The following is a 23536-nucleotide window of genomic DNA, read 5'->3' as shown; positions in this document are numbered from 1 at the left end:
ATGGGTAAGATATTTTATAAAATAAAAATTCAGGAGCATTTCTCCTGAATTTCATAAATAAAACTATTTTTTTGGAATTAGAATAACTTGACCGGGATAGATATTTCCAGAACTTAGGTTATTGTCCTCCTTAATTCTATCAATAATGGCTCTAGTATCTAATTCATTTTGAAATGAAGTATTTGAAGCAATAGTCCAAAGGGTATCCCCTTTTTTTACACAATACTCAACAAGTTTAGCATTTTGAAATTCATTTTGGTTTGCACGAACTTCAAATGATCTAAATGAAATTGCTGATATAGATGCAATTGTTAAGACAAGTATAACTATCGCTCTAAAAAATTTAAATTTGTTATGTAGTTTTATCCTTTTTTTCATAAATAAAAACCTCCAGTATATGTTATGGAAGTATATTAAAGAATCATATAAATACATTTCAAGTTTTTTAATAAAAATAAGGAGGCTTAATTAAGCCCCCTTATTTTAAATTGCAAGTGAAAAAACATCATAATTTATATCAGGATTTGAATTTTTCAATTGTTTTAGTAGTTTGTAAACATTGTTATTTATTATCTTTTGTTTATTTATAGCAACTAAATAAACATTATATGCATCTGTATAAAAATTTGTTTTATTTACATCAACAGGTTTTATTTCTTCAAACCTCAATGCTCTAGCATCTTGAGAATATAACATTAAATCATTATAGCCCGCTCCTTGTACAGCAAAATCAAGATCGTATCTATTAATTATATCTTCCACCATTTTAATATAAAGTTTAGTTATCTGATCATTAAATCTTGTATAATTTAGATGTATTTCGACATTATCTAGCACAAGACAATTATATTCTTCATTAATCCAAAGTACAGAATTTCCAATTATCCTGTCCTTATAATAAACATTAAATATTCCAAATCCCTTTTCCAATGCATAAGTTTTAGCATTACTCTCTCCAAATGACATACAACAAACTGATGCATCTCCTGCAATGAGAAACTCAGGAGAACACTTTCTCTCTATCTTCGCATATAATTTATCTAACTGAAATAATTCTCTAGGAACCTCTATATTCCTTTGATAAACTTCATTTAATATTTTTTCTACATTTTCAGCAGGAATATTTCCTGCGATTATATCTTGAACATTTTGAATTTTATTAAGTGCAGTAAATAGTTTAAATGGATTTTTAGCAAGAGCATTTTTACCCCTATTACCTAAACATTTCTTTGCAAAAACGCCTATTTCACTTCTATCCATATCATAATAGGTTTCTTCAAACAATCCCAAAGAATTACCTTTAATCATATCAATTGTTTTATTTCCAAATGTATTAAATAATGTTGGAATATTGATATTGTCATTATATCTTCTCATCCTTTCAATAAATTCATTAAGTTTTTTGTGTAATTTAACAGAAATTTTCTTTCTTTTTAGCCATTTTGTTTCAGCATTAAATACTGCTTCATTAACGATTTCATCAATTGAAAGATCCTTTCTGATATTTTTACTAATTGTCTTTCTAAGGTAATCAATATCAATATCTTTTTTGTTTTCAACCATTAAACTTTTAATCTTAGCATTAATCTTATTAATCTGGTTAAGAGATTTTGTAAGAATTACTCTATATGCACCTTCAGTTAAAATTTGTCTTGAGAAATTATTAAATAATTCATCAATTGGATAATACCAATCGTGAATTGTTTGTATCATTTCATGTTTTTTTCGATTTAAATCTCCTTCACATTTTTGAGAAGCCTCTCTAGCCTTTTGAGATACCCTATGGAAAAAATCTAAAGCCTCTTTTTCTCCAATAAATTTCCTAATTTTAATAAGGCCTTTAAACATAAAACTATCTTTAGCAGTGTATTCATCGAAATCATACTCATTAATTCCCATTTCAATTATTTTAGTACAAAATTTATGTTTATTTACATATGAATCAAATAAATTACTATATACTCTCGGAATAGCCTCATAAACATTGCCATCAGCATATAATTCAAATACTTTATCCCCATATTTATCATAAACATACATTTCGGTAGCATTGCTTTGTTTTTCTTTATAATATTCAATAATGTGCTTTTTAAGGATATGTCTAAAAAATGTTATAGTATTATCATAATATTTATCGTCAAGAGTAATATGTCTATACCATCTAATATTAATTCTATCATTGGATCTTTCATCTTTTATAAACCCATAGGTCTCATGTAATTGCCTTGCATCTTCAAGTGAGTCAAATTGTTTCCAATAATTAGTACTATCATCAATTATTCGTCCTTTGTATCCTGTCTTTTCTAATGATTCTTTAAACTTTTTAGGTTTTTTTCCAAATAAGGTTTTCTCATATACAACCAAAACATTGTATTCTCTCCCTAATGTATTTAAGAACTCAAGATTTTTCTCATTAATCCTTCTTAGCATCATATTTTTATGTGAAACTATACTATCAATACAAAAACTTCTTTTTTCTTCCCATCTTCCATCTAAGAGAAGATCATAGAAGATTTTGCGTAAATTAGCACATTCTTTTGTTCCTTCATATATCTGCACCATAATTCTATACTTTATATCGTATGGATATTTTTGATCAGTCCTTATACATAAATCAACATACAAATCATATAATCTCGTTTTTTTATTAAATTGTGCATCTATCTTAGTAATCACAGGATTTATCTGTTCTTCTATTTTCAAGCAAAGTTTATAAAGTTTTTCATTTACAGCAAACTTGATCCCTTTATAATTACCTGATTCTTTAACCTTATATGGAAACATAAGCATTAAAATAAACAATGCTCTCTTTGTCTTACAAGCCATATGTTTAACAATTAAATCTCTTTTTCTTTTATAATAAGTCTTTTTTTCTTTTTCTTTGTTTTTGTCTCCATTTGCAATAATAAAACCAACTAATTCTTTATTGCTATAGACTCCAAATGAGCAATTATCTTTATTATTTAACATAGTTAAATATTCTTCTTCAGTAAATTGCATATTTCCTCCTGAAATTTCTCGTTCTAACTTTATAACCTCTTGTAATTGTTTTTCATTTATATGTCTTAAAAACATTCATATTCAACTCCTTCTAATTTATGTAATTTAAATACCTTAATATGTTTTGTGATATTTTAAGTAATGTATATAATGGTTTCAAGAAAAACTTCTTTTAACATAACATTTATATATAAAACAAACCTCCTGCAAAAGCGGAGGTTTACTTTATATTTAATAGAGATAAATTAAAACTCAAAGAGTGTTTGAAAATAAAACTCTTATATCTTTCAATATCCTTTTGTGTAAAATTATACATTTTTTTAAGGTTTGAAAAAATAGTATCATAAGTTACAAAATCATTATTCTCATATATACATGTAAGTATTTTATATTTAGGATTTGATATTTTTTTAAAATTTAATCTAAATAAAACATCGTACCCATCTTCACCATGATAATATTTTGGCATTTTAATATCCTTAATAAAATTAATAGCCTCCTTGAATTTTCTACTAATATTTTTTAATAACTTATAACTATTACTTCTTAATTCTGCTGCAAATATAGAATCAGAATCTATATTATTAAATGCTACTAATAGCAATGTCATAAGTTCTAAAGGCTTCATACAGACTAAATCTGATATATAATAAGAACTACCGTCCTTATAGATAATAACATACCCTATTAATTTGTTGTCCTTGAATACTCCACAAGAATAGTTTTCATAAGTTTTAAAATCATGTAGATAATCATAATATCCCAGACGAAATTCTTCAGGGTAGATTTCACTCTCAAGTTTTGAAACACTATTTAAATCTTTTATATTTAGTTTTCTAACTTTCATTAAATAACCTCCTTTAAAGCAAATAATATCCCTAAGATTTGAGTTATATTTTAAATAAATTATTTTGCATGTTTCAAGAATAAACTACATTAAAGTATTTCTATTTTAATATAACTGTCTATCCGGTTTCACAATGTATACAAGAGCCTCCACAACATCTTCTTCTTCAAGCATATAAAATTCATTTTTTATATCTTCAAGTGTCTTTTCGCTTATCTCTTGACCATTAGAAAGTATTTTAAGGATATTTTTAGACAATATAGACATATACCACTCTCTATCCGTAAATCGTTCTTTGATTTCGTTTATGGCATCCATAGCATCTAAGTGGTGATAGAATTCATCTTCTTCACCCACAACTTCCCCGTTATGATTTTTAACTATTTCTTCATATAAATCTTCTATACCTAATTTTTTAACTAATATAGAAAAATCAACATTTCTATAGACGATATAATAAGTTACTGATTTAGGTAATAAATCTAATTTTTCATCATAATAACTTCTTTCTGCATCTACTTCATAATTGAATAAATCTATATTCATATAGCATCACCTACCATTTCTTATTATAGGGTACACCTCTTAAGCCTAAATCACTAATAACTTTATTGACTATCATGCCAACATGCCCCACACTTTTTTTATTAAAACCGATACTGTCGGTTAATGTTTAAAGAAAAATTAAAAATAATTAAAGTTGCTTTATAATAATTTAACCTTAGTTATTTGATATTTCAAATTATAAACCTATATTTTATATTAAATAAAGAGTAACATCTAATAAAAATATAACACCTACTATTTAATATATATGTTTATAGTAGACTTGCTCTATGTGCTGAGTTTACAAGCATCACACTAATTTCTAAACGACAAAAATAATTTTCTTGATATATAATTAAATGATTTTTTAATATCTATCTATATTTATTAGCATTGATTTATTCAAGGAGGTATTTAGATGTTAGATAGAATTAAATTTTTTAGCAATGGTAACAGGATGTCAGTAAAGATATCTTCAGATAAAATTAAAGGTGGTTATAAATATAGACAAGGGAAAGGAAGAAAAGTGAACAGAAATAAAGGTAATGACAAAGATGAATACCCTATTATTGTTACTTTTGATTTTCTTGAAACATTTTTAGATTTAAACAACATAGATTCTAAAACTGTTGAGATAGATCCTGACAGTATAGATGAATTCTATGGATTTGATAATTGGGGTAAATTAGTCACATTTAGAACTCCTACCCCTAAATGGATTGACCTGTGGTGGGGCTATGATTGCCCCACTTTGTACCGTTTCACAGTGAATAAAGAAAGAAGAAAAAACTGGGTTGGATTAAATCTTATATGTTTTCAAAATCAACTTTTAGAATGGTCTTATACAGGGACTTATGTTGATGAAGATATTACAAAAAAAGAAGTAGAATTTTTCACTAAAGGTCATGAACAAACTCATATTTCAAATGAAATGTGGAAAGTAATAGAGGCCAAAGAATTAAAAAAATCTGAAATAGAATTTTTAAAAAAGGAAGTTGCTGCTTATGAAGAAAAAATACAAAAGGTTATAGATGACCATACAGGAGAAATCATAACCTATGTAGGAGGCTTAAATAATGGTTTGTTTGGTTGGCTTGATATTCATACTCAAAATAAACAATACAATGATCAAAAGGGCCTATTAAAGAACACAGAGCATAGTAAAAATAGAAGCCCACATTTGAATCTTAAACTTCCGATCAATAGCCCCATATTAAGTGTACAAGAAAAACAGTTTAAAATAATTAGAACTCTTGTTCAAAGAGAATTAGGAGAAGAATTGTATCACAGCACTATACTAGATTAATCATATGTTATGTTTAAAAGACCGAGGAGAACTTCGGTCTTTTGTAACTATTCAAAGAGTGAAAATATTTAATAAAGGAGGAGGATTAAAATATGAAAATGAATATTACTAAGTTAAATGATATTGAGTTAGGTGAGATTACCAATTCTTGTGATAATGGATATAAGCCTGTCTTTGGAGAAGTAAGGGGAAGTGAAGTAAAAATTCTATTAGACCAAAGTTTGCAATCTACCTCTACAAAAATCTCAATAATGAGTTTAAATAATAAATTAAAAGCATTGGAGTCTTTTAAAAAGTCAAAACATAATGTGTAATAGAAGAATTTGTTTTATATATTTTGTTAAGGTCAAAATTTCTTATTAATAATTTGATTTATATTTTCATCAAGTTATAATGCAGATATTAAATTAAAAGGAGGAATACTTATGAAAATAAATTCAACTCAAATGACATCAAATACATATCAAAGTCAAATGATTTCAAAGAAAATAGACAAAAATGGTGATGATGCTATGAAGCCAGAACAAAACAATGTATCTACTAAAAATTCTAATTCTAATATTAAACAATCAAAAATTCAATCTAACGACAATAAGGTACAAGCCCAAAGAGAACATATTCAACAAAAGGTGGTTGATAAAAAAATCCAAGAGCATGTGAACCCTATAGCATCAGATCAAGTTCAAACTACTAAATCACAACCTGCTACATATAATAGACAGGCTCAAACTAAACCTATAGAACAAAAAACCAGCACATCTATTGATGTAACAGTATAAAGACCACACTCCCTTTAAACCGGGAGTCTTTTACTATCGAGTAAGGGAGGGTTATGTATGAATATATTATGTATGGCCGATCTACATGCTCCGAATAAGAATCAAATAGAATCAATTTGTTCATTTTCTAGTAGCGTAGATATGGTTCTTTGGTTAGGTGATAACGATGAATTTGCTATTGAGGAGATTTCAAAAAAATTTCGAGACAAACTTCATGTTGGTATATTAGGCAATCATGACTTATATGATAATTTAGAACCTAATGGTATAATTAATGCTAACAAAAATCATATTCAAAAAAATGAAATAAGCATAATTGGGTTAGAAGGTTCTATAAAGTATAAAGAAATTGACAATGATTCTAAATTTCCTAGTTATTCCCAAGGGGAGTCCTTAATTCTGTCAGAAAGACTACCTTATGCAGATATAATAATATCTCACACAAGTCCTTATGGAATCCATGAAATTGATTCAGATGTTCATAGAGGATTATATGGTATACTTAATTTTATACAAAGACATAACCCTAAGTACAGCATACATGGCCATCAACACATAAATAAGGTTTCCATTATGGAGAATAATACTATAGTCATTGGAATATATGGAGCATCAATTTTAAAATATAGGACTGGCGAGTTAATAAAAATCGTTTAAAAAAGACGAATGAATCTGATTAAAATGGAGGGGTTGAAATGTCTTTTGGACCTATTATGTCAATATTTAAATGCAAAAAATGTGAAAATGAGTATGAGGCAGATGTTCAAACATTAGCACCTAAAACCCATAAATGCCCTAAATGCGGAGAAATAAATGGTAGAGAACAAAATACACGTAGGAATAAGTATGGGTGGGAGACTCCATCAAAATAAAAAGACAGGGAAACCTGTCTTTTTATCATGCTGTTTTTATTAAAATATTTAATTCTTTCCCTGTTATCTTCTTCATTTTATCTTTTAAATCATCTATATCTAAATTATTTTTTTCTGATGCCATAATTATAAAGGCATCTTTTTTTGTATATATCGTGGCATTAACAAGTGCTTTTATTTTGTCATCATCGTCATAAGATTTAATAAGGTCAATTTTGTTAATCAGATAATCATTGTGGTCTATCTCATCAATATTAATAGAACTCTCTTTTTTTACTTCGCTACTTATTTTTTTAGAACCTTCTTCTTTAGTTTTAGATGGTTCATCAGTAGTTACTTCAGCATTTATTATCTGCGATAACTGTAGAACTGCAACATCCATCAGTATCTTTTGATTATCGGAATTCATCATTGATTTCTGAAGATTTGATAATTCATTGATAGCAGTATAACAGTCTATAGGATTTAATTTAACTCCTTTTAATTGTGTGATATCAATATCAAATAATATATTATTATCTGTAGTTTGAAGAATCATAACGTTTCTCATTACTTGCAACATATCTATTGCAAGTTGAAGCATATCCTTCCCTTTGTTATACAGATCAGTTATAGTCTCCATTGCTTCAAGAGGTTTTTTATTAAAAATATTCAACATTATATCTTGTACCGTATATATGTCTACCAAACCTAATACGTCACTAATATTCTTATAAGTAAGTTCACCATAAGAAATGCACTTTTCGAACATACTTAATGCATCCCTCATGCTGCCATTAACAATTTTAGAAATAAGTTTTAAACCTTCTTCCTCATATTTAAGGTCTTTTTCTAAACAGATAAAATCAAGATTTTCATATATCTCTTTCGTTGCTATTCTATTAAAGTCTAATCTAATACATCGTGATTTAATAGTTTTAGGAACTTTATCGACTTCTGTAGTACAAAGAATAAACATTACATATTTAGGAGTTTCCTCAATTGTTTTAAGCAGAGCATTGAAGGCTACTTTTGAAAGCATGTGAACCTCGTCTATAATATAAACCTTTTTCTTTCTTTGAGGTCCATATACAAGTTCTTCTTGAATTTTTCTTACGTCATCCACACTGTTATTACTTGCACCGTCTATTTCTTTAATATCATAATTATTGCCTTTCTCATAATCAATACAACTTTTACATTGATTGCAAGGATTTCCATCTTGGGGTGCCTCACAGTTTACGGCTTTTCCAACCACTCTTGCAGTTGTGGTTTTTCCTGAACCATGCAATCCTACCATTAATAAATTAGGCATTTTGCCATCATTATTTTGATACTTTACAACTAAATTCCTAGCAACCGTAACAGATACTTCTTGGCCTAAAATTTGATCAAATATCTGCGGTCTAAATTCATTATATATCATATTAAAATACCTCCCATTATTAACTAAATTAAACCTGACACATTTATGAAATCATGCTAATCAATTTCTACTATAAAAATCAAGTATTAAGATTTATGAGATACTTTACCCCTTGTGCAATTATTCTTCCTATTGCAGTCAGTATCATAAAATTAAAAAATATAGTAACAATCCAAAAATATAATAAATTTACATCTTCATATTTATGATATTGTGAAAATGATGTTATCATATGTACTATCATACCTAAAGTTGATGTTATTAATAAGCATACGGTCATACTACCTCCTCCTTATTGGAATCAACACTTTTATTTAACATAACACAAAAAACAAATATACCTTGCAGATTAACCTGCAAGGTATATTTCTTAGAATGCATCAAGTGAATCCTTATCATATTTTACTTCCCTTACTAGAAAATAATAAATAAGGTTTAAAAGGCTTTGTGGCTCTTTTACTTCCTCTAAAAATATTAAGTCATTATTCATTAAAAAACTAATATATTGTTCTTTATATGATAATTGTTTTCCATTGTAAATTGAGCAAGTTATAGGAATATTTTTATTCTTCCCTAAGTCATCAAACTCATGTAGCAAATCTACCAGTCTTTTTTGAGTAACCCATATGTCAAGTAAAATCATTGTTTTTTGAAATAAGGGTTCTTCAAATACTTCTGGCTTTATAGATCCTAATTTATCTAAAAAAATATCATGTAATAAAAATTTATAATTCATACGATCTCACCTACCTTATAATATTTAAAAAATATTTTATAGATGATAGATACGTGATTCAAGTATTTTTAATAAGATAAAATATTATTTGATTCATTATTGTGATTTATATGTAATTTTTTCAAAATTATATAGAAAATTTTTCTAGGATATGATACATTAATATAAGTTATATTGTAGAATCTTGTAGAATTGTCAAGCAATTTATATCTTAGAGGTGAGGCTATGGGGTTATCAATAGTGGAGCAAGATGTAATTTTGAAGTGTATAGATGAACTGGAAGAATTTGAAGTAAAAATAGATTTGTGTTGCATAACAATAGAAGAACTTCATCATGAAAACGATGCCATTCATGGTAACAAATTTGTTCGCTATAAAAGATTGTCAGAACTAATAAATTCATTTTTTGCAGTTTTAAATGATAAAGATATTAATACAGAAGAAAAAACAATAAACAAAATCTTCCTGTTCAGAAAAAAATATCTATAATTTAATATACTTCTTGTACAAAATTCTATTCATAAACATGAATAGAATTTTTACATTTAAAGAACCTCTATGCTACATAGAGGTTCTGAAATGATACCTTCTAATTATCTAAATCCAAGTTTTGAAACTTTTTGTTATATTTTTCAATAGTTTGATTTGCCTTAATTAATTTATCTGCCAGATCTTTCTTTTCAATTTCTAATTGCTTAATCGTATTTTGGAGTTTTGCAATTTCTTTATCTTTATCATCATACTGTTGGACTTCTTTTAATATGTTTAATATCTGCTCTGCCTTTGATAGATTTATTTTCCCAATTTGCTCCATAAGATTATCTGTTTCTTCAATTTCATCTTTTCTTTTATTTAGTTGATAATAGTGACTGGCTATTGCCTGTGGATTTCTATCTAATCTTGTTGCTAATTCTTCAAACAGATCAACCTTGTTTTTATCCTTTTCATTTTGAGAAATATAATTCATTAAATATTCATCTTCTTCAATGGTCCATGGTTTAAATCCATAATCTTTATTTTTGAATTTTTGGGTTTTTAAGATTTGATAATAGTGGGTCCTAACTTGTTCTTTATCATAAATTGGATATTTGCTTGAAAACTGTTCTGCCAAAAATGAAATCTGCATACCCTGTTTTTTGCCTTCATCCATAAAGTTTATTAATTCTTCATCTATTTCTTCAGACCATATTCTAACATTAGCCATAACAAACCTCCTTTATTTTTGTCAACATCTTATTCCAATTTATATGAATAATTAGAATTGAAAGTAATAAATCCGAAAACATACATAAATTAATTTCCTTAATATTTTAATATAACATATAAATATTAAAACATAAATTATATATTTGTATTTTTAATTTTTTTCATATATATATATACGTGAGTGTTAAATATTTTGAGGGATATTTTATTTTTTAATAAAAAATACTCTTGTTAAAGAATAAACCGTTTTTTTGTTTTTAATGTATTTTTTGTGTTTTTCTAAACTTAACTTAACATAAATATTGCTTATAGTCAAGATTGTTGTTTTTGTTTGATTAATTATTTTTGTTCTTAAACTAAAAATACAAATAATTTAGATTTTTTTTAAAAAAAATACATCTATCACAAAAGACATCCGCATTGTCATGATCAGATGTCTTTTGTATTTTTATTTTTTTAAAATGAAAAGAAACCTTTCTTCCATTGATTAATGTTTTCATCACATGATTTAAGAATATAATCTTCTCCATTGTCAGTATAAAGAAGTCCTTCTTCTACCAAAAGATTTAGGATTAAAAAAGGAATTCTTTTGGTAGCAACCTTTGTTTTATATATTTTATAAATATCCGAGAATAAAATTTCGATTATCTCTTTATGTGTTATTTCTCCCTCAATAGATACTATATCAAATATAATATCTACGTATTGTTTAAAAAGTTCTATTTTAATAACATAATTCAAAATCTTACCTTTTAAACTTATTGAGTTAATTAGGATATTCTCTCCTCCTGCAAAATCAAATGATGTGTTTTGCATCAAAGTAGTATGAAATCCTGTTATTTTTTGATGCCTTCTTCCCATTTGATCACCTCTTTACAATTGTCTTTTAAATATTTTATTAGGCAAGGTAATAAATGCTTACTAATACCGTTAATGTTTAAATAACCCTTGTTAGTAAAAATCACTTCATTTTCATTAGTAGAATCCCAAATAACATTAAATCCTTCTATATTAATGCTAGAAAATAATATGTTAAATTTGCCCTCTACCAATTCTCCTTCCGATCTTAACACAATTTCATTACCGTTAATTCTATTAATCTTAGAGATTATTTCGCCCTCTATTAATGAATGATTAAGATGGAGTACTCCATCAAATTCTGAAACTAACAAACTTGCATTTACTCCATTAAAATATAGATAATCATACTTTTCTTTAATGCCTATCTTATATTTCTGTTTTTGTGTAGGAATTACATTAATACAAATGTTTATTTCACTCTTCTTAGGTGAATAATCAGAAAAAACTCTTTCTATGAGGGATCTTAATCGTATATCTTTTATAGTTTTATATATAAGAAATATTTCTTCTATGTCCTCGATATTTTTTAATTCATACATTTCGTTTTCTAAACATTCGACAATTATATCAGGCATACCTTCAACAAACCATTCTTCAATAAAACCAATAATCTCTAGAATCCCATAGCGTTCAATGAAATACTTCGTTAAATGTTCCTTATATTTTTCATCGAAGAAATAAGATAAACAAGGATACAATTCCTGAAAATGTATCTTCTCTTTTTCTATTAAAGATATTGTGTTTGAATCTACTTTCGATAATTCCATGGATTTCTTGATTTCTTTTATAATTCCATTTCTTTTTTTTAGTGCTACTATTAAAGATATATTTGGCTTAAACATATCAAAACATAGGTTTTTATAATCAGATATAATATCTAAATTGTCTTTGTATAAAGTCTGAATATATCTCCTCTTAACGTTCGGACTGTAATAAGCAAAAGTTAAAAATATATAGAGATCTATTCTTCCTTTGATGGTCTTTTTCAAAATTTCATAGGATTTATCAGATAGTCCAATAGTGCAAAGCATATAAGATACTATAAAGATATTAGGCCTTGTTTTATATATCTCATCAAGAATTTCGTCATAATCTGCTAACTCTATTAATTTAGCCAATGGCTTTAGTGCTTCTATATATTCTTCTATTGTAGGCTGATTATAAGGAAAATACATTGTATTATTAAATATTCCATATCGAATATAGTTTTTAATTTCAATCTTCATGGCAATCCCCCCCATATTTTTATATATCTTAAAGTATACTTTTAGTTATTTTCAAGTGAAATTACGTATTAAAAATATGTGTTATATTAAAAACAATAATTATATGGGAGGCCAACTAAAAATGTTTGATGATATAAATAAAATCGTACTTACTGGTAGGCTTACGCATCCACCTAGAACTGGTATGGGAAAGATTAAGTATGCTTTTTACTCTATAGCAGTAAACAAACAATATAAAGACCATAAAAAGACAACATATGTTAATGTAGCAGCGTTTGGCAATAATGCTGATTATGTTGAACATAATTTAAATAAGGGAAATAAAGTTAAAATTGTAGGAGAACTATCTACTGATTCCAATGGAGAACTAATGGTTGTCGCAGAAAACCAAGAACTTAAAGAATGCCCTAAAAATGATGAACCTTTTTGATTGGTTGATTTTTATAATTTTATTAGTTAAAACAATAAAAGCATTGAGGATTACTCAATGCTTTATTTTTACATATATCTTTCTGCTAATTCTGCCAATGGGCTTCTTTCTACTTGTTTTAATGAAATATGCCCTGTTATATCAAAAGGTTTCATTTTATCTATTGTATATACTAGTCCGTTTGATTTTGAATCTACTAAAATATTATCTATCTGATTATCACTAGGATCTCCTGTGAATACAAATTTTGCATCATGACCTGCACGAGTCAACATTAATTTAGCAAGATGTGGGGTAGTTTGCTGTGATTCATCTACGATTACAAGAGCATTTGATAATGTTCTACCTCTCATATAATTAAAAGTTTTAGTCTCAATTATACCTTTTTCTCTATACATATCTATAAATGAATCTACTGTTTCATGTTTTTTATTGTTTTTATTCTTTGAATCAAATAAGTTATCAATTGCATCATAAAATGCTCCCATCCAAGGTTTTAGTTTTTCTTCTTCGGTCCCCGGTAAAAACCCAATATCATTACCTGCTGCAACTACAGGTCTTACAAAAATAATTTTACGATATACACCCATTTCAATTACTTTCTGTAGGGCAACACTTGTTGCTAAAATAGTTTTTCCACTACCCGCCCCACCAGAGATTGTTACTAGATGAATATCTGGATCCATTAGAAGTTCAAATGCCATCTTTTGTTCTCTGTTAATAGGTTTAAGCCCCCATGCAGTATCATTTATATATTTTAATGGAATAATTAAATCTCCATTAAATTTTGCTAACATCTCATGGCTTGGATTTTCAATATTTTTAATATGGAAAAAATGATTTGGATATACGCCCTCAGCGATTTCATCTGGCAATTCTAATCCTCCATTAAATATTTGCCCCATTTGTTCAGAAGTTAAGTATACTTCAGAATATCCTTTATACAAAGTCTCTACATCTACCTTGTCAGATTGATAATCCTCAACTTTAATATTAAGACTATCTGCTTTAATTGCCATGGATAAATCTTTTGTTACAAGAATTGTTTGATCTTTAGATATTTTTGCTAAGTTTTTTGTTACCGCAAGGATCTTGTTATCATTTTTATTCACATCCATTGCATCAGGCAATCCACTCAGGTCCATATGGTTTGTTTCAATCCTAAGTTTACCGCCTGTAGGAAGTAAAATCCCTTCATTTAGATACACCTTTTCATCTCTTAACTTTCCTATTATCCTTAATGCTTTTCTTGCTTGATAGCCAACTAAACCTTCTCTTTTCTTCAAGTTATCAAGTTCTTCAATGCATATCAAAGGAATAATTATATTATTCTCTTGAAAGTTATTTAAAAAGTTTGGATCATGAACAATTACATTTGTGTCTAATACAAAATTTTTTATCATAGAGATTCCCCCCTTAATTTTTAGGTGTAACACAATTTAATCAATCTCTAAGGAGAAATCAAGAATTTAGATTAAATAAAAATTTGTTTTGTATTTACTATTTAGATATACTGTTTTCGTTTAATTAAGGAGGCGATTGTATGAAAAAAATGATAGCAATATTTTTATGGGTTATAATGACCGCTATTATATTGTCAGGATGTTCCTATAGAAATAAGAATATTAAAATAATTGATATGGGTATTTCCTTAAAAATGCCTAAAGATTTTTTAGTTATATATAATAATCAAAAAACTTTTGACTATAACGGGAAAAAGGTTCCATCTTTATCAATCTATGCACTTTCAAATAAAGACAAAACTAATATTAATATTAAGACCTTTCCTTTTCCTGCATCAGATTATATGCAGCATTATAGGAGTGCTTTTAAGAGTACTAATATTAAGGAAATTAAATATGATTATAAACCTGTAAAAGTATCTAAGAACAGTCCATTAAAGACACTTCATAAATCCAAAGCAACAATTTCTACTGATGATGGAGATAAAACATCTTATTCATATGTAATTAGTTTTAAAAACAGAAATGGAACTCTTGTGGTGCAAATGACAGGAAATCAATCTAGTAAGATTAATTCCATCATAAACTCTATTAGATTATTAAAACCTATTAATCCCAAGATTAACTCTACTGGTGTTAAGCAAAAGTATTCTGATTTAAAATCAATACATCTATATAAAGATATAAATTTAAAGGTTCCAAATAATTTTGAAATTAAAGAGAGACCTTCCCCTATCGTAGAGGCTATGTATTATAACCTTTTTGGAAATAAAAATGATGCCTTATATATTTATGTATCTACTATCAAACCGATACCAATTGTCAAATCAAAATGGTCGATGGCCAATGCTACAGAGGTTGTTAAATTTTTAGATTCAGAAAAAGATATAGAGACATTTATTATTCATAACATAAACAACTCCCATTTTTACTATCTAAATTCCTTAACTAAAGAATTTACCCTTCAAAATGGTGAAAAAGTCTATGTTAGATTAGATTATACAGATAAAAATAATGATAAGGATTTTGCTAGAAAAGTTTTTGAATCAATTACTATAAAACAATAATAAAAAAGCAGGGTGGTTAAGCCCTGCCTTTTAAAATATCTACAACACTCATTCTAAAACTATCGCCAAACGCAAAAAGATTTTGAAGATTTGTTGTTTTTTCACTCTCGCTTTTTACAAGTTTATTTAATTTCTTTGATAATTCTATGTACTCAATATCTTTATTATATGTGGTTTTAATTTTTTTTCCATTTACCTCTATATCTGCAACACAATCACCTAAAATAACACAAATTTTGTGATCTTCAAAATTTACCATTAAATCTTTCATAAATAAAAAACCTCCTATATAATATATTGAAGGCATTATCTAAATATATACTAATATATTTCAAGTATTTTTTATAAATATTTATTTTCCAATTATGCCAAGTAAATTGTTGGCTAAACTGCCTTTGTTAATTATTAAATTGTTTTGATTCACACTAAAATCTACAATATGTTCCTCTATATCCTGTTTTAAACTTCTCATGCTATCTATTTCAGGATAATCTTTTCTAAGTTTCATAAATAAGTCTTTTAAAGGGTATACATTATTGGAATCAACAACCTTTATTATTTCGGTAATATAATCTGGGACCTGTTTTTGCATATTAATTCCTCCTTCTGAAAATGTTCATATTTATTTTAATCATTTATTCAAATAATTTATAGCAATGTGTTTTTAGCATAACACATAAATTACAGTTTTCTCTAAAACTCTTGTATATTATTTTAGAATTATGATATACTTTAATCTATCAATTAAGTATAGATAGGAGGTCTATCATGTGGGATTTTATGTTAGAATATTCTTTCGATAGTTTTAGGCTGAAAATGTACAATGATATCAAGAAAACTTACCAATATGCACAGTTAAATAAAAATATCATTCTTATTTATTGCAATAATATTGAGATATCCATATCAATTGAAGATGCATATGAAGAATATAAACTTTGTGAAAATTATAATATCATTTTAGATATTTTTCTAAAGAATATTGGAAACTATTTAAATCAATATAAATTTAATCTTAATTACAATAAAGTATATCCTATTATAAAGTCTGAAAACTTTGGAAAAGATGAAGAATATAATTTTCTAAGAGAAAACTATCTACTAGACTTAGATATACTTTATGTTCAAGACATGGATGAAACATTTAGGTTCTTATCCGTAGATGACATAGATGATTTTACATATTTAAAAAAGAGAGCATTTGAAAACTTGAATAAAATTAGAAATATTATAGTAAAATTAGATGAAGATTTGGAGATATATTCATTTAATTATTTAACAGATTATAGTTCTTCTTTCTTTCTTTTAGAAGAAGTGAGAAATCAAATAATTAAGAAACTTGGAAAAAAATTTTTAGTTGCTTTTTCTAGTTCCACTTCTTTAATAGTAGCCAAGGACTATCCTGAATACATTGACATTCTTAAATCATTAATTGATGTTGATACTGATCCACATAAGGTATCAGAACATATATATAAATATAATAATGGAACAATGACTTTTGCTGAAACTAAAAATATTCTAAAGATAATAAAATAAATAGGTAGAGTAATTTATTCTACCTATTTATTATTTTTTGCAATCTTATTCTCAATAATACAGTATGCAATTAATGTAACTATCATTGTTGCAAAAATAACTGGCATAGACTTTAAGGAACTAACTTTATATTTAGGCTTTGTTTCTGCATGTATTAGATTTGTATTTAATTTATTGTCTTTGGCAATTTTATCTGTCACTGCACTATAAGCATAATATAAACCGCCATTGATATCATCATGTTCGTTATACCCCTTTAAATTTGCATTGATTGTCTCAATTGTTGCATTATTAATTAAATTATTCGCATCCTGATAATATATTATATTTCCTGTATCTTGAAAGTACACTAATGTAAGTAACTTTTCTTGATTATTTAATTTACCCAACCACTCAAAATACAGATCTCTAGTTTTTTTGGAGTAATCTACGGCTGTTTTGCTAGTATGCAGCATGATATGTATTCCATTGTCCGATAATTCTTTTCCTAGTGTATATATTCTATCAGTGTTATATTGATCAATTAATTTTAAATTGTCCACAATATAAGGGACATCACTTGATTCATTTGCAAGTACATTTAAACTGAATATTGGCATTAGAAATAATAACATTATTGCAAACAGAACAATTGGTTTAAATATTTTTGTACTCATTCTTATCCCACCTCCATAGGTATAAAACAATTTTATGTCATAGTATTTTAAACAATATTATAGGTAAAATCAAATTTTAAACTTATTTTTAAAGCAAAAGACCATAAGTTATATTCTTATGGTCTTAAAACTAGTTTGCAAAATTTTCAACAAGTATCATCCGATTATATAGCAGTTCTATCATTTCAAATTTCAACGAATAGTTTTTCTTTTTCTCTATCTTATTTACATAGTCATCACAAAACCCACTAAAACAACTTGGGCCAATCTGATTTATTACTAATAAAGATAATCCTTGCACACCTATAATTTCATTTATAGTCTCTATATAATTTCCATCATCTATTTCCGAATTGATTATATTTTTTAAAATATTAAGTAGTATTTTTACTGCATATATATATTTTTTCATACGTCTACGTCCCTTCTGTAACTATTAAATCAAATATATTATTCAACATCTTTTATAATACAAAAACAATCTTATCTACTTCAATTTTATTTTAATATTTTATATGAAAAATATTAAATATTTTTATAAAACAAAAACCACCCGTAGGTGGCATGTTTTTATTGTGTAGCATTAGAAAAAATTGTCGATTCTTAATCCTAAATTTTCAAGTTTTTCTTTTAAAATAGTTATTGTTTTTTCTTCTATTCTTTTTACATCTTCTAAATCCATACTTATTTTTTTACTAATCTTATTAAATGACATGTTCTCTATGTGTCTTAGATGTATAACTTGCATTTCTAAATCCGATAAATCTTTTGTTGCAAGTCTAATTACATTTTTCATCTCTCCGTCAATAAACTCCTGCTCCACATCATGTTCGCTGCTGAAGAAATCGAGACCTTCAGACTCATTATCTTCTCCAAATGCTACATTAAGGCTATATAATTTCATATCAGCCTCCATAGCCTTTTGAACTCTCTTTAGAGGAAGTTGTGCATCTTCAGATATTTCTTCAAGAGTTGGCTCCCTCTCAAATTGTTTTTTGAGTCTATCAATTGATTTATTAACTTTGTTTTTAGTTTGTACCATATATGAAGGTAAGCGAATTGGTCTTGCAAAATTTTCTTCTTCTCTATACATGTAAGCCAAAATATAGTTTTTCGCATGAGTACTAAATTTATTATTTCTTGTGTAATCGTAGGTGTCTACTGCTCTGATAAGTCCCATATTTCCTGCCTGAATCAATTCCTCCATAGACAATGGTGATTGTCTGACTCTTTGTTTAGCATAATGAATCACCAATTTCAAATTATGAGAAACTAATATTTCTCTTGCTTCCTTATTACCATTTAATACAAGTTTCCCATAGTATTTTTCCTCTTGTAACGTTAAAGGATTAAACGGAATAATATCTTTTAAATATTGAGTAGTAGCGTCTACATATTGTATATCTTGATTATTAATATTCATTTCATCATAGTAATAATCACTTTCTTTATCTACATATTGAGAGGTTCTGTTACAGATATTATCTTTCAAATCTTTTTCATCAGGATCATAAGATAGAATATTATCATCAGGAGTACAACCTTTTTCTACTAATATCCCCAATCTATTTTCAATTGGCTCTATATTATTGTAATCGTAAATAGTCATTTGAACTCCATTTTTTCTATTGTTGATTTTTTTGTCCATATAGGATCGTATGGTGATCTTTGAATTACTCATTGAATTACCTCCGTATAGATAGTTTAATTTAAACAAAATACATTAAAATAATAGTTGTTTATTTACATAAGTTTCAAGTTTTATAATAAATATTTTATTATCTTATCTTAAAAAGTCTCTAATTTTCACACTCCTTGACGGGTGCCTTAATTTTCTTAGAGCCTTATTTTCGATCTGTCTAATTCTCTCTCGTGTAACATTAAATCTTTTACCTACATCCTCAAGTGTCTCTGCCTTATGTCCATAAAGACCAAATCTATAAATTAGAATCATTTTCTCTCTTTCTGTTAAGGTATCAAGTACTTCTTTAAGATGTTCATTTAACATACCCCTACAAACCATATCTTCAGGCATGTCTTCTCTATCGTCCTTAACTATATCTCCCAAAGTAAAACTATTGTCATCAGACAAAGGTGTTTCTAAAGATAAAGTATCCTTGGTCATCATAACTATATTGGCAATTTTTTCTTCTGGCATTTTCATTTCCATAGCAATTTCTTCTATAGATGGTTCCCTGCCTAATTCATTTGTAAGTCTTTTATGTACTTTTAAATAATTAGATGTAAGTTCAATTATGTGCATTGGAATTCGAATAGTTTTACTTTGATCAGCAATACTTCTGGTGATTGCTTGTCTGATCCACCAAGTTGCATAAGTACTAAATTTATACCCCTTTGTATAATCAAATTTTTCTACTGCTTTAATCAGTCCTAAACATCCCTCCTGAATCAGATCAATGAAAGGGAGTCCTCTATTCATATACCTTTTGGCAATTGATACTACAAGTCTTAAATTTGCACTTATTAATTCTTTCTTGGCTTCTTCATCACCTTTTTTAATTCTTTTAGCCAGTGCTATTTCTTCTTCCATGTTAACCATAGGAATTTGTCCCATTTCTCTTAAAAACCTACGAAGTGTATCTTCTTCTGATACATATTCCACATCAGTATAATTGTTCTTTTCAACCTCATTTGTATTAAAATCTGTCTCTGTATCTTCGCCCTCAAGAAATCCATCTGTATTATCATGTTCACTAGTATCTATGATCTCAATTTCAGCCTCACTAAAGAGATTATAAATCTGTTCCATTTGCTCATCCTCAAGAACTACACCTTCAAAAATTTTATCTACTTCTGTTTGAGTAATGAAACCATCTTTAATTCCTTGCTCAAGAAGTTTATTAATTGCACTAATTAATTTATCTGTTCTACTCATTAAGCATACCCCCTTGTTTTGTATTTTTAATTTGTGTCAGTTTTTATGTTTTGCTATAAGTATTGAAATTTTTGTCATTGGTGGGGGTTATGTATTTTGTATTTTTTATGTATTTTTAATTACAAACATAGAATAACACACTCCATGCTTTTGTGTCAATAATAAAAATACATAAAAAATACAGTTATAAAATAACCAATTTATATATTTCATTTTCAACATAACACATGTTTTTTGTTTTTAATGTTTTTAAAATACTTTTTATATAGTTCTATCATTTTTATTAAAATCTAGTTTAAAATCGCTAGATTCAGATTGTTCAAAGATGCTTTTGAAATCAATTTTAAACGCTAACCTTACAATCCTTATCTGTATATCTTCAATTAAAGCATTAAACAATTCATAACTTTGAGAAAAGAATTCTTGTACTGGATCTTTACCTGCTGCCCCATATAATCCTGCATCTCTTTGCAAATTTGATAGAACATCAATATGCTCACTCCATGCCTGATCTATGACATCGAACATCATGTGCTTTAATATGTCAGCAATTACTTCTTTTTTATAATCTTTTATTCGATTAGTAAAATTATCTTTTATTAATTGCACTATCCCATTATTACTTAATGGACTTATTATATCGTCACCAACCTTAATGCCTGTAAATTCATAGAGTTTACTTCTTATTTTTACAATATTCTTTTCTTCATAAGGTGAATTTCTTAATTTCTGTATTTCGATTAATAAAATACTATCTATTATTTTCAAAACTTCCTTTAAACCATCTTCTTCAAAGAGTCTGTTTCTATCTCTATAAATTGTCATTCTCTGTTTATTAATGATATTGTCAAACTCCATAACTGATTTTCTCGAACCATAGTTTCTGCTTTCAATAGACTTTTGTGCCTTTTCTACTGACTTAGTAATCAATGGATGCTTTATCTCATACCCTTGCTCTGTTCCTAATGATTTAAATAACGATATATATTTAGATGCACCAAATAAATTCATTAGATCATCTTCAAGAGATAAATAAAAAATTGTCTCTCCCGGATCTCCTTGTCTACCTGAACGACCTCTTAATTGATTATCAATTCTTCTTGATTCATGTCTTTCAGTACCAATAACTTTTAACCCACCAAGGTCAACAACATCTTTACCTAGTTTAATGTCTGTACCCCTACCTGCCATATTAGTTGCAACTGTTACACCATTCTTTTCTCCCGCTCTTGAGATAATTTCAGCCTCTTGCTCATGATGCTTTGCATTTAATACTGTATGTTTTACCCCCACCTTATTCAACATAGTGGATATCAATTCCGAAACTTCAATATTTGTTGTTCCAACCAATACAGGCCTGCCTTTTTCATAATTCTGTTTAATATCGCTGACGATTGCAGCATATTTTTCTTTTTCAGTTAAAAATACAACATCATCTTGGTCTATTCTTGTAATAGGCTTATTCGTTGGAATAACTACAACATCCATATTGTATAAATCTCTAAATTCAATTTCTTCTGTTTTTGCAGTGCCAGTCATACCAGAAATTTTTCGATATAACCTAAATAAATTTTGATATGTTATTGATGCTAATGTTTTCGATTCAGGTTGTAATACCACACCCTCTTTAACTTCTATTGCTTGATGTAAACCGTTTGAATACCTTCTGCCTTTTAGAATCCTGCCAGTAAATTCATCTACAATCTCTATTTTGCCATCTTGAATAATGTAATCTATATCCTTTTTAAATAAAGCATTGGCTTTTAATGCATTATCAATATAATGAATTATTTCTAAATTCTCTGGATCTGTATAGCATTTAAACTTAAAGAAATTTTCCGCTTTCGCTATCCCTTGACTTGTTAAATGGACCCTTTTTTCTTTTTTGTCTACAATATAATCACCAGTTTCTGTTATCTCTTGTTGGTTTCTTGTTAATGCTCTCTCTAATTTAGACGCATTTTCATCAGTTTCTATTTTTCTACCTTCTTTTAAGATATTAAAAAATATATCTGCTTTAACATAATATCCTTCATTTGGTTGGGATACACCTGATATAATTAGCGGAGTTCTAGCCTCATCTATCAAAATACTATCAACCTCATCTATGATACAGTAATTAAGACCCCTTAATACCTTGTGACTTCTATCCTTTGCCATGTTGTCTCTTAAATAATCGAAACCTAATTCGTTATTTGTGACATAAGTAATATCACAAGCATAAGCCTCTTGTCTTTCAGAAGGATTCATTTCGCCTTGTATAAGCCCAACTGTTAAACCTAAAAATTCAAAAATCGGGGCCATTGTTTCCTTATCTCTTTTGGCTAGATAATCATTAACTGTGACTATATGTACCCCTCTCCCTTCAATGGCATTTAAATATGCCGATATTGGTGCTACAAGGGTTTTCCCTTCTCCAGTACGCATTTCAGCAATATTTCCATCATTTAAGGTTAATCCACCAAGTAACTGAACCTTATATGGATATAAACCTATGGTTCTTTTTGCGACCTCTCTTACTGTAGCAAATGCTTCTATTGCAATATTATCTATTGGTTCACCCTCGATTAATCTCTTTTGAAATTCCTTAGTTTTGTCTTTTAATTGTTCATCAATCATACTGGAATATTTTTCACCTAGAGCATCAATCTGTGACGCCTTTCTCTCTAATTTTCTTAATTTATTAAAAAACATAATTCCA

The 23536-nt window shown here is 27.5% G+C and carries 27 protein-coding genes; 9 read left to right on the top strand and 18 right to left on the bottom strand.

What is annotated here, in order from left to right; all coding sequences use genetic code 11:
• Window positions 1-63 precede the first annotated feature (63 nt).
• The 4 genes from yneA to HYG84_RS19595 form a co-directional block, all read right to left on the bottom strand.
• Window positions 64-378 (bottom strand): cell division suppressor protein YneA, encoded by a 315-nt coding sequence (gene yneA / locus HYG84_RS19610; RefSeq protein ID WP_212382621.1) that lies wholly within the window; start codon window positions 376-378, stop codon window positions 64-66.
• A gap of 105 nt (window positions 379-483) precedes the next feature.
• Window positions 484-3075, bottom strand: coding sequence for a hypothetical protein (locus HYG84_RS19605; protein ID WP_212382619.1), 2592 nt, complete (start codon window positions 3073-3075; stop codon window positions 484-486).
• Between the two features lie 145 nt (window positions 3076-3220).
• Window positions 3221-3847, bottom strand: coding sequence for a hypothetical protein (locus HYG84_RS19600; protein WP_212382617.1), 627 nt, complete (start codon window positions 3845-3847; stop codon window positions 3221-3223).
• Window positions 3848-3952: 105 nt separating this feature from the next.
• Window positions 3953-4393, bottom strand: a complete 441-nt coding sequence (locus HYG84_RS19595) for a hypothetical protein (RefSeq protein ID WP_212382615.1) — start codon at window positions 4391-4393, stop codon at window positions 3953-3955.
• A gap of 418 nt (window positions 4394-4811) precedes the next feature.
• On the opposite strand from HYG84_RS19595, the gene HYG84_RS19590 reads away from it, so the two are divergent.
• The 5 genes from HYG84_RS19590 (at window position 4812) to HYG84_RS19570 (ending at window position 7350) form a co-directional block, all read left to right on the top strand.
• Window positions 4812-5699: a hypothetical protein gene (locus HYG84_RS19590; RefSeq protein WP_212382613.1), complete on the top strand. Its 888-nt coding sequence runs from the start codon at window positions 4812-4814 to the stop codon at window positions 5697-5699.
• 92 nt (window positions 5700-5791) lie between these two features.
• Window positions 5792-6013 (top strand): hypothetical protein, encoded by a 222-nt coding sequence (locus HYG84_RS19585; protein WP_212382611.1) that lies wholly within the window; start codon window positions 5792-5794, stop codon window positions 6011-6013.
• A 111-nt stretch (window positions 6014-6124) separates the two neighbouring features.
• A complete protein-coding gene (locus HYG84_RS19580) occupies window positions 6125-6478 on the top strand; it encodes a hypothetical protein (protein WP_212382609.1) in 354 nt (117 codons plus the stop codon).
• 57 nt (window positions 6479-6535) lie between these two features.
• On the top strand, window positions 6536-7135 hold the full coding sequence (locus tag HYG84_RS19575) for a metallophosphoesterase family protein (protein WP_212382608.1): 600 nt from the start codon (window positions 6536-6538) through the stop codon (window positions 7133-7135).
• 56 nt (window positions 7136-7191) lie between these two features.
• Window positions 7192-7350, top strand: a complete 159-nt coding sequence (locus tag HYG84_RS19570; protein WP_212382607.1) for a zinc-ribbon domain-containing protein — start codon at window positions 7192-7194, stop codon at window positions 7348-7350.
• Between the two features lie 25 nt (window positions 7351-7375).
• On the opposite strand, the gene dnaX is transcribed toward HYG84_RS19570, so the two are convergent.
• The 3 genes from dnaX to HYG84_RS19555 all read right to left on the bottom strand — a co-directional run bounded on the left by dnaX (window position 7376) and on the right by HYG84_RS19555 (window position 9491).
• A complete protein-coding gene (gene dnaX, locus HYG84_RS19565; protein WP_212382606.1) occupies window positions 7376-8755 on the bottom strand; it encodes a DNA polymerase III subunit gamma/tau in 1380 nt (459 codons plus the stop codon).
• Between the two features lie 79 nt (window positions 8756-8834).
• Window positions 8835-9035 carry a hypothetical protein gene (locus tag HYG84_RS19560; protein WP_212382605.1) on the bottom strand — a complete coding sequence of 67 codons (201 nt, stop codon included), beginning with the start codon at window positions 9033-9035 and terminating at the stop codon, window positions 8835-8837.
• 90 nt (window positions 9036-9125) lie between these two features.
• Complete coding sequence (locus tag HYG84_RS19555) at window positions 9126-9491, bottom strand: hypothetical protein (RefSeq protein WP_212382604.1); 366 nt, start codon at window positions 9489-9491, stop codon at window positions 9126-9128.
• Between the two features lie 225 nt (window positions 9492-9716).
• Here HYG84_RS19555 and HYG84_RS19550 point away from each other — a divergent pair, with 225 nt between their 5' ends.
• On the top strand, window positions 9717-9980 hold the full coding sequence (locus tag HYG84_RS19550; protein WP_212382603.1) for a hypothetical protein: 264 nt from the start codon (window positions 9717-9719) through the stop codon (window positions 9978-9980).
• A 100-nt stretch (window positions 9981-10080) separates the two neighbouring features.
• Here the strand turns inward: HYG84_RS19550 and HYG84_RS19545 are convergent, their stop codons facing one another.
• The 3 genes from HYG84_RS19545 to HYG84_RS19535 form a co-directional block, all read right to left on the bottom strand.
• The gene (locus HYG84_RS19545) at window positions 10081-10695 is read right to left on the bottom strand and encodes a hypothetical protein (protein WP_212382602.1); all 615 of its coding nucleotides are present in this window, start codon (window positions 10693-10695) and stop codon (window positions 10081-10083) included.
• Window positions 10696-11153: 458 nt separating this feature from the next.
• Complete coding sequence (locus HYG84_RS19540) at window positions 11154-11558, bottom strand: hypothetical protein (protein WP_212382601.1); 405 nt, start codon at window positions 11556-11558, stop codon at window positions 11154-11156.
• On the bottom strand, window positions 11534-12784 hold the full coding sequence (locus tag HYG84_RS19535; RefSeq protein WP_212382599.1) for a hypothetical protein: 1251 nt from the start codon (window positions 12782-12784) through the stop codon (window positions 11534-11536). Before HYG84_RS19535 ends, HYG84_RS19540 begins: the two co-directional genes overlap by 25 nt.
• A gap of 121 nt (window positions 12785-12905) precedes the next feature.
• On the opposite strand from HYG84_RS19535, the gene HYG84_RS19530 reads away from it, so the two are divergent.
• Window positions 12906-13214, top strand: a complete 309-nt coding sequence (locus HYG84_RS19530) for a single-stranded DNA-binding protein (protein WP_212382597.1) — start codon at window positions 12906-12908, stop codon at window positions 13212-13214.
• A 68-nt stretch (window positions 13215-13282) separates the two neighbouring features.
• Here HYG84_RS19530 and HYG84_RS19525 read toward each other — a convergent pair whose 3' ends face one another.
• On the bottom strand, window positions 13283-14617 hold the full coding sequence (locus HYG84_RS19525; protein WP_212382595.1) for a PhoH family protein: 1335 nt from the start codon (window positions 14615-14617) through the stop codon (window positions 13283-13285).
• A gap of 140 nt (window positions 14618-14757) precedes the next feature.
• Between HYG84_RS19525 and HYG84_RS19520 the strand changes: the two genes are divergently transcribed.
• Window positions 14758-15744 (top strand): hypothetical protein, encoded by a 987-nt coding sequence (locus tag HYG84_RS19520; protein WP_212382593.1) that lies wholly within the window; start codon window positions 14758-14760, stop codon window positions 15742-15744.
• Window positions 15745-15760: 16 nt separating this feature from the next.
• On the opposite strand, the gene HYG84_RS19515 is transcribed toward HYG84_RS19520, so the two are convergent.
• Window positions 15761-16015 carry a hypothetical protein gene (locus tag HYG84_RS19515; RefSeq protein ID WP_212382591.1) on the bottom strand — a complete coding sequence of 85 codons (255 nt, stop codon included), beginning with the start codon at window positions 16013-16015 and terminating at the stop codon, window positions 15761-15763.
• Between the two features lie 81 nt (window positions 16016-16096).
• Entirely contained in the window at window positions 16097-16336 is a 240-nt protein-coding gene (locus HYG84_RS19510) for a hypothetical protein (RefSeq protein ID WP_212382589.1), read from the bottom strand.
• Between the two features lie 176 nt (window positions 16337-16512).
• On the opposite strand from HYG84_RS19510, the gene HYG84_RS19505 reads away from it, so the two are divergent.
• Entirely contained in the window at window positions 16513-17283 is a 771-nt protein-coding gene (locus HYG84_RS19505; RefSeq protein WP_212382587.1) for a hypothetical protein, read from the top strand.
• Between the two features lie 23 nt (window positions 17284-17306).
• On the opposite strand, the gene HYG84_RS19500 is transcribed toward HYG84_RS19505, so the two are convergent.
• The 5 genes from HYG84_RS19500 to secA form a co-directional block, all read right to left on the bottom strand.
• Window positions 17307-17939, bottom strand: a complete 633-nt coding sequence (locus HYG84_RS19500) for a hypothetical protein (RefSeq protein WP_212382585.1) — start codon at window positions 17937-17939, stop codon at window positions 17307-17309.
• A 130-nt stretch (window positions 17940-18069) separates the two neighbouring features.
• Window positions 18070-18351, bottom strand: a complete 282-nt coding sequence (locus tag HYG84_RS19495) for a hypothetical protein (protein ID WP_212382583.1) — start codon at window positions 18349-18351, stop codon at window positions 18070-18072.
• A 171-nt stretch (window positions 18352-18522) separates the two neighbouring features.
• Window positions 18523-19620, bottom strand: a complete 1098-nt coding sequence (locus HYG84_RS19490; RefSeq protein ID WP_212382581.1) for a sigma-70 family RNA polymerase sigma factor — start codon at window positions 19618-19620, stop codon at window positions 18523-18525.
• Window positions 19621-19722: 102 nt separating this feature from the next.
• On the bottom strand, window positions 19723-20835 hold the full coding sequence (locus tag HYG84_RS19485; protein ID WP_212382579.1) for a sigma-70 family RNA polymerase sigma factor: 1113 nt from the start codon (window positions 20833-20835) through the stop codon (window positions 19723-19725).
• Window positions 20836-21096: 261 nt separating this feature from the next.
• Window positions 21097-23529, bottom strand: a complete 2433-nt coding sequence (gene secA, locus HYG84_RS19480) for a preprotein translocase subunit SecA (RefSeq protein WP_212382577.1) — start codon at window positions 23527-23529, stop codon at window positions 21097-21099.
• Window positions 23530-23536 lie beyond the last annotated feature (7 nt).

Source organism: Alkaliphilus sp. B6464 (assembly GCF_018141165.1).
GTDB lineage: Bacteria > Bacillota > Clostridia > Peptostreptococcales > Natronincolaceae > Alkaliphilus_B.
The sequence above is the reverse complement of the archived record's forward strand: the minus strand, read 5'-3'. Positions and strand labels throughout refer to the sequence as shown.